An 8217-nucleotide genomic window follows, 5' to 3' on the forward strand; every position below is an offset into this window, starting at 1 on the left:
CAACTTTTGTCACAGCTCCCTTTAGTTTTGTTTTACTTTGTCATCTGCGCAATTAATACATGCCACCAATCAATTCTCTCCATGAAATTGCGGTTCTCACACCGCCAACTTTCATTTAGAAATCAGACACAGGTTTTTGCGGCTTCATTTGCCAGTAATAAATGACAAGAAGATGCTCGCAATATTGAAGTAAATCAGTACAGAGGTTAAATCACTTAAGGTTGAAATAAACGGTCCTGAAGCAACAGCTGGATCGAACCCCAGCTTGTCCATCGCCATTGGAATAATGCTGCCGGCAAGATTCGCTACGATAATTGCACACATCATTGCCAACCCGATCACAAAACCTAATATAAAGTTGTGTTTCCACAAACCAACAATTACAAAAATTGTTAGTCCCGTGACCAGCCCAATCACAACTCCAGTGATAACCTCTGTGATGATTGTCCGTAACAAGGTTTTATTATCATCACCCTTATAAGCAAGACGACGGACTGCAACCGCTAAACTTTGAGTTCCGGCATTCCCCGCGGTTCCTGTAATTGATGAAATGAAAACTGCCAGAATACTTGCCTCGCTGACGAGTTGTTCATAATGCGAAATAAGAGTAGCAGTCGACATCCCCAAAAAAAGCAACGTAATTAACCATGGTAAACGCTTTGAAGCTGCTTTAATGGGATCTTCTGGGCTATCCTCAATATCAACCCCAGCAAGTCCAGAATAGTCTTCAGCGGATTCTTCGTCGATAACATCAATAATGTCGTCAACGGTGATAATCCCAATTAATTTATCATCATAGTCTGTAACCGGAATTGCAAGAAAATTATAATCTCTAATGGTTTTAGCAACATCTTCTTGATCTTCATCCACTTTGACAGCCTTGACCTGATCATTCATCACATCTTTAATCAAAGCATCGTCATCACTAATTAGTAGCTGTCTTAAGGTCACAACGCCAATCAGCTTTTCCTCATCGTCGACGACATAAGCATAGTAAACCATTTCAGCTTCTTTTGCTTCTTTTTTCAAAACGTGCATCCCTGAACGTACAGTCTGGTTACTGACAATCTGAACAAACTCAGTCGCCATGATCGCACCAGCAGTTTTATCCTCATAATGAAGCATTTCTTTAATTTCGGCTGATTTTTCAGTTGGCATCAATCGTAAATATTGTACCAATTTCTTCTTCTCTGCAAAGGCAAGAATATCCACTGCATTATCGGTATACATCTGTCCCAAAACCGCTGCCGCATAATTAGGCGTCATTTCATCGAAATATTTAATAACCGCTTCAGGTTCTTCTTCAACTGCGTTAAAAGTGGCCCCGAGCTCTTCCGGAGTCAAATAGCGATATAGTCGTGCACGTTGCCTAATTGTCAATTCAGTCAAAATCTGTGCTTGCTCATAAACATGCAGCAGCAAAAAATTTTCACGAAACTTTGTCGCCTGTTGCTGTTCCAAATAGGTGACGATTTGGGCTTGTTTTACTTCACTTTTTTGTTTATCTTCACTCACGACAGTTCACCCCGTTGATTCTCCTCAAGATATTTTTGTAAATCAGCTGGCAATTGAGCAACAACCTCAATTTTTTTCTGCTTGAAAGGATGAAAGAAAACTATTTTATGGCAATGCAGTGCCTGACGCTGCAACTGCTGACTTAGTTCACCGCCATAAAGAGTGTCTCCCACCAAGGGATGCCCAAGATATGCACTATGTACTCTGATCTGGTGGGTCCTTCCTGTATGTAGCCGAACCTTGCACAAAGTTGCTTGTGGAAATCCAGCAAGCTTCCACATCTCTGTGCTTGCTCTTTTGCCTGTCACTTCTACTCGACGTTTAATGAACGATCCCGGGACACGGTCTAAGGGCAATTCCAGTAAGAAATGCGCTGTGGTAATTTTGCCTGATAACATCGCTAAATAAGTTTTTTCGACCTGGTGTGCCTGTAACTGCTGGTCTAACAATGCATGTGCATAACGGTGCTTTCCAAACAAAACAACTCCAGATGTGTCACGGTCAAGGCGCGTGGCAATATGTGGAATAATTCCCTGATATCCCCTTAATAAGTAATAGCCCCATACGCGGTTGATTAAGGAGTCGTTTGGGTACAAAAAAGACGGGATCGACGGCACTCTTGCCGGTTTGTTGACAAGTAAAAAGTCACGATCCTCGTATAAAATATCAAGCGGAACATACGATGGCTGCAGTTGCTGCCTACTTTTTTCAGCGGGTAGCCTTAACGTTAATTGGTCTGTAAATTCCATCTGATCAACCTTGCGTCCGGGAAAGCCGTTTAATAGCAGCTCTCCTCCGTGAAACCGAATACTGGCAAGCAAGCGGCGCGATACTCCTTTTTCTTTGAGAAAAGTTTTAATCTTGATGGGCTCTTTCCCCTGATAACGCCAATTAATTTGCATATTCTGAGCCGATAAAAGCATCCTGTACTCGTTGCCAAAACTGCATATGGCGATATTTGGCAAAATGAATACTTTTTTTAGAAATTTTAAATCTTAGTTGAGCTATTTTTTTACCATGAAAACTATTTTGATCGACAGTCAACAAATAATCACTTTCGCGTGCCGGAATTAACGTCACCCAATCATTTGGAGCAATAATCATTGGTGAACTAAGTGTCCGAAAAACACGATTGTTGATTGAACTAATCTCAGCAACCTGCAAAACTTTTAAGTTAGGATGAATTACAGCTCCGCCTAAAGATTTATTATAGGCAGTTGACCCTGATGGAGTAGAGATACACAACCCATCACCACGAAATCTTTCAAACAACTCTCCACCGATATAAACATCAGTAACCATGGTTGCACTCCACCTCTTTAAGGTTGCTTCATTAAGTGCTAGAAAATTCTCAGGTTTTTGCTTATCAGCATATGTCACACGGACATCCAAAAGAGGATAGCTGATCGACTGTCCATTATCAGACTGCAAACTAATCACAAGATCATCAATTTCATCATCGCGCCAATCAGTGTAAAAGCCTAGATGCCCAGTATGAACACCCACAAAGCGCACTGTTTCCAGCAATGCGCTATACTTGTGGAACGCTGCTAAAAGTGTTCCATCACCACCAATAGTCACAACAATATCTGGATTTTGATCATCCAAAACAAAGTGTGTATCTTTGAATTTTTGACGCAGCCTTTGACTTACAATCTGTGAAAGCCGCCCATCATTTGCAAAAATCGCAATCTTCATAGCTTACCTCTTTTATCTTGTGCCCGTTATAGTTACACGTTTTATTATTACACTTCTTGAAGATGAAATAAAACAATTTACGTACTATTCATTTAAATATTATTTTTTCTTTTCATTATGCCGGTAATATGAAAAAGCCTCTTGTGCTTCTTTAATTTCTTCTCGAATTGCTGACATTTCCTGATCCAGTCTAAAAGCTGCTTCTGCGGCTCCTTGAAGACGTTGCTTCAATTCTTGGGGGAAAACGCCTTGATATTTATAGTTCAAGGAATGTTCGATGGTCGCCCAAAAATTCATGGCTAGTGTTCTAATTTGAATCTCAGCCAAAACAGTCTTTCTGCCAGTCAACATCTCAACTGGATACTCAACAATCACGTGGTAAGAACGATATCCACTCGCCTTTTTATTAGCGATATAGTCTCTTTCTTCAATAATGTGCATATCCTTTCTCTGCCGCATGACTTCTACTAGTTGGTAAATGTCAGCTACAAACTGGCACATAATTCTAACACCAGCAATATCTTCCATCCCTTGTGCCAACTCTCCCCAAGCGATATGCCGTCGTTCCATTTTTTCTAAAATACTGGCTACCGGTTTAACCCTGCCAATCACAAATTCAATTGGAACATGCTTTTTTGTAATCACGTACTGTTCTTTTAACGCAAGAAACTTCGCCGTTAATTCTGAAACAGCCTGCTCATATGGTAGTAAAAATCTTGTCCATTCTTTCTCCATACTTAATTCCCTCTATCGTAAATAACTAAGACTCTCAATTAGTTTACCATAGACATTCAGGAGATTATAAAAGAAAGTTGTGTTTTTGCTTTCATTCAATTGAAAAAGGGGTGCACAATCATTGAAAATATTTTTTTTTTTGTTAAAGTATAGTTAGCAGTTTTGTAGAATACAGTTGTGCGAAAATGTTGTGCGGAGGAATAGTTGTGCTTGAAATATACTTGTTCATTAATCCAATTGGGAGTAAGTGTTATCGGTCGGAACAAAACATTATTAAGTTAGTTGACCAGCTTAGTACGGATGTTAAATTTCGGTTTATCCCGTTTTTAAATCTTAATACAGTCACTACGATTATGAGCGAACGTCATCTTCCATTAAATGACCTTCATACCAGAAATCGTATTTTCAAACTTGTGTATCAGTCTGCCCTAGATTACAAAGCAGCACTTTTCCAAGGAAGCCGCCGTGGTCGAAACTATCTGCTGAATTTGCAGCAAAGTGTGATTGTTTGCGGAGAAGAATACTGCGATCAAGTTGTTGCAGAAGTTGCCAAAAAAAGTGGGCTTGATCTTGAAATGTTCAATCATGACCGTACCTCAAAGTTTACGGTTGAATCTTTCAAAAGAGATCAACAGATGGCTGCAGAAATGAAAGTCGAAACTCATCCGACCGCGGTGCTTTATGACTGGGATCAATTTGATTTTGGCATTTCGTTTACCGACTGCCAGTCATTTGAATTACTAAAAGATCTGTGTACAGGCAAGCTCAATGCCGAGTTGCTCTCGACCAAGAGTGCAAAGTTAGACGCTAAAGGACATCATTCATCGATTCATATTTTATAACTAACTAGCAGAACTTTTCTACTTGATAGTTAACCGCTGAAGTATCAAGTAAAGTATTTTGGGCAGAACTAAGGGGGCTGTGACAAAAATTAATTTTTGTCACAGCCCCTCTTTTATTCCGGATAAACGTGTTCCATAAGTCAAAATTCTCCGTCTAACTGCGAATTACTCATAGCAAAGTACTCGCTATGTTCGTAATTTCGAGTTAGCACTCAAAATTTTCCCGACTTATGTCACACTCTCTCCTTTTATTCCGGATAAATGTGTTCCATAAGCCAAAATTCTCCGTCTAACTTCCAAAAATGCACGTTTTTTACTGCAACTTCAACTTAGCAACTAACTTTTTTTGCGCAACAATCCTTCTAATTCTGCTAAACGGCGCTGGAAAATTGCAAAAGCTGCGTCAAGATATTCCACAGTTGTCATATCAACTCCCGCACGCTTAACTGCCTCCAACGGGTATTGCGAATTGCCGGTGCTCAAGAAACGTAAATAATCTTTGGGCCCTTCATCCCTGATCTTCGCCGCCAGAGCACTCGCCGCTGCAAAACCGGTTGCATATTGATAAACATAATAATTATAGTAAAAGTGCGGTATTCTAGTCCATTCAAGGGCAATTAGCGCATCTTTTTGCATACTAGGCCCATAGTAATGCTGATTCAATGCAAGGTATTTTTCATTTAATTCTTTTGCAGTCAAGGGCTTTTGCGCAGCATCTTGAATATGCAGCCAATCCTCAAATTCGGCGAATTGAGTCTGCCGATAAACAGTTCCCTTGAAACTATCCAAATAATGATTTAAAATGTACGCTTTGAAACCTGTATCGGTAGTATTTTCAAGTAAATACTGCGTCAATAGATTTTCATTAGTAGTTGATGCAATCTCTGCGACAAAAATTGAATAATCGCTATTTTGATAAGCTTGGCGGTGGTTGCTAAGATACGAATGCACACTGTGTCCCATCTCATGCACAAGTGTATACAAACTTTCAAGATTATTTTGCCAGTTTAAAAGAATATAAGGTGGTGTATCGTACGTTCCTGAAGAATATGCACCATCTCTTTTCCCGCGATTTTCACACACATCGATCCATCTTTCTGAAAAAGCCCGCTTTACTATTTCAAGATACTCGGTTCCAAAAATCGCCAAAACCTCAAGTGTGATCTTCTTAGCCGTAGAAAAACTATATTTTTTCTCTGGTACAGCAGTAATCGGCGCATACAAGTCATACATGTGAACTTCATCAAGCTTAAGTACCTGTTTTCTTAATTTTACATACCGCTGTAAAAGTGGCAGAAATTGATTGACCCTTGCTATCAAAAGATCATAAACTGCTGTTGGTAAGTTATCAGGGGCAAGTGCGGCCCGCTTGGCAGTTGCATAGTTACGAATTTGGGCCTCAAAATTATGCGTACGTACATGTGCTGTTAAAGCTGTTGCAAAAGTATTTTGAAATTGCTCATAAGTCTGATAAAGAGCATTAAAAGCTTCTTTTCTGACTGCTCTGTGAGTAGATTCCAGCAATTTCCCAAATAATCCATGTGACAACTCAACTGTCTGTCCCTGATCGTTATGTACGGTTGGAAATTTTAAATCTGCATTGTTTAAAATCCCAAAAATATTTTCCGGAGCCGCAAAAATATCAGATGCAGCCGCCAACAAGCCCTCCTCTTTTTCAGAAAGAAAATGCTTCTTTTGTAGCCTAATTTGGTCTAAAAAATGCCGATAAGCATTCAACCGCGCATCACTTTCATAGTAATGAGCTAATTTTTCCGCCGGCAATGCAAGTACTTCAGGTTCAAACCATGCAAAAGAAGCGTAAACAGTAGCTGTCAGCTTTTGAATCCTAGCAAAATATCCTTGATAGCGTTTATTGTTTGTATCCTCATCATTCTTAAGGCTGGCATAAACATAAACTTTTTCAATTCTTCTTTTTAAATTCAGGAGTGTTTCCAAAACAGAAACTAATGCATCAGCATCTTTTTGCATTGTCTGCCGGTACTGCTTCATAGCACCTGCCATTGTTGTAATCAAATGAACTTCCGTTTCAAATGCTGCATCAGTCGCAAAAATCTTGGTCAAATCCCATGTAAGCTCTGTAGGAATTTCAGTTCTTGCAAGTAACGCAATTTTCTTTTTCTCCATTGCTCTCACCCCACAATTTACTAATGGTACTCTTTTTATAGAAACATACCTAAGGTCAGAATACAATGAACTACACTCTAAAAAACCAGTGATACTTCTTCAAGATTCCATTAAAATCTACCAGTTGCTCCTCCCAAACATGTTCAAGCTTAACTAAAGGCAAAGAAAAGCTGCTTTGTTGCTGAAGCCTTATACCCAATTGATGTAATTTTGCCAGTTTACCTTTTTCACGATAAACTGCCAGTAAGTATTTACTCTTCCAATAAAGTTGTTTGACTCCATAAAGTGGTGCGCTATAACTTTGTTGCATAAAAAAGAACTCCAACTGTTGCAAAACTAATCCTTCTTGATACCAATCCTGCTGAAGCTCGCGAATTTTGCCTTGACTATAAAAACAGTCACGTTGAAATTTAAGAATTTGCTGACTTCTCTGCCTAGATGTTAATTTTTGAGGCACTAATCTTAATGGCTTTTTCATGAAAGTAATTAATTCTTGGAAATTAGCAGTTGTAAAGGACAAACTTGCAACCGGCAAATAGTCGGCTTGTTCGAGGTGATAATATAGTTCTAGTTTTTTTCGCTTGACGGAATAATATACCAAGTAAAAGCCCAAGTTGGGCAACCATCGAATAAACTGGGCAATTTGCTGGGTAATCCCCCGTTGGAGCCGATGACGCTCTCCCAAAATCCACAAAAAAGCAATTCCAAGTCGTCTGTATCCTTCCGAGCGTTGTTTCATTTTTTCAACTGAAAGTGGCGCACACTGAAATTCAAGTACAAAGTTCTGTTGCTGATGTCGCACAAACAGATCTGGTCTTTGTTTTAAAACCTCAATATAATACTCAACTATAACCGTTTTTCCTTGGACTTTTAGCAATTGTGCAAGTTGAAGTTTCCCAGTCAAGTGTTCACTTGTCTCTCCTTCAGAATGAGCAGCACATTCTGGATTATTTCTATGTGCAAAATGTGTAATTTTGTGCGCTCCGCTTTTTAAAATCAATTCTGCATGACATGCTGGGCAATAATAACTTTCTCCACTTTCAGCCTGATATGCAGCAATCGGTTCCCCATCCAAGTTGCAAGCTTGCAACATTCGATCACCTCCTAGTTAAAATTACGCAAACTAGGTCGAAAAGCTGCATCTATTGTTGAAACTAAAAGGTAGTTTTGTTATTTTTTACAGATTAAAAATCTGTTTCAAGCAATAGACTGTGCTACACAAAAACGAGAGTGTGACATAAGTCGGGAAAATTTGAGTACTAACTTGAAATTACGAACATAG

The 8217-nt window shown here is 39.3% G+C and carries 7 protein-coding genes; 1 reads left to right on the plus strand and 6 read right to left on the minus strand.

Annotated elements, in window-relative coordinates:
• Window positions 1-144: 144 nt before the first annotated feature.
• From mgtE to yjbM, 4 genes are all read right to left on the minus strand, one after another.
• A complete protein-coding gene (gene mgtE / locus FD50_RS02825; RefSeq protein WP_056960149.1) occupies window positions 145-1515 on the minus strand; it encodes a magnesium transporter in 1371 nt (456 codons plus the stop codon).
• Window positions 1512-2417, minus strand: coding sequence for an RluA family pseudouridine synthase (locus FD50_RS02830; protein ID WP_056960201.1), 906 nt, complete (start codon window positions 2415-2417; stop codon window positions 1512-1514). The genes mgtE and FD50_RS02830 overlap by 4 nt, the downstream gene beginning before the upstream one ends.
• Window positions 2407-3213 carry an NAD kinase gene (locus tag FD50_RS02835; RefSeq protein ID WP_054758148.1) on the minus strand — a complete coding sequence of 269 codons (807 nt, stop codon included), beginning with the start codon at window positions 3211-3213 and terminating at the stop codon, window positions 2407-2409. Before FD50_RS02835 ends, FD50_RS02830 begins: the two co-directional genes overlap by 11 nt.
• A 99-nt stretch (window positions 3214-3312) precedes the next feature.
• The gene (yjbM, locus tag FD50_RS02840) at window positions 3313-3948 is read right to left on the minus strand and encodes a GTP diphosphokinase (RefSeq protein ID WP_056960151.1); all 636 of its coding nucleotides are present in this window, start codon (window positions 3946-3948) and stop codon (window positions 3313-3315) included.
• A gap of 206 nt (window positions 3949-4154) precedes the next feature.
• Between yjbM and FD50_RS02845 the strand changes: the two genes are divergently transcribed.
• Window positions 4155-4790, plus strand: a complete 636-nt coding sequence (locus FD50_RS02845; RefSeq protein ID WP_054758147.1) for a DsbA family protein — start codon at window positions 4155-4157, stop codon at window positions 4788-4790.
• A gap of 336 nt (window positions 4791-5126) precedes the next feature.
• Here FD50_RS02845 and pepF read toward each other — a convergent pair whose 3' ends face one another.
• The gene (pepF, locus tag FD50_RS02850; RefSeq protein WP_054758158.1) at window positions 5127-6935 is read right to left on the minus strand and encodes an oligoendopeptidase F; all 1809 of its coding nucleotides are present in this window, start codon (window positions 6933-6935) and stop codon (window positions 5127-5129) included.
• 70 nt (window positions 6936-7005) lie between these two features.
• On the minus strand, window positions 7006-8028 hold the full coding sequence (locus FD50_RS02855; protein ID WP_056960153.1) for a competence protein CoiA family protein: 1023 nt from the start codon (window positions 8026-8028) through the stop codon (window positions 7006-7008).
• Window positions 8029-8217 lie beyond the last annotated feature (189 nt).

Source organism: Liquorilactobacillus satsumensis DSM 16230 = JCM 12392, assembly GCF_001435195.1.
GTDB classification, from domain to species: Bacteria; Bacillota; Bacilli; order Lactobacillales; family Lactobacillaceae; genus Liquorilactobacillus; species Liquorilactobacillus satsumensis.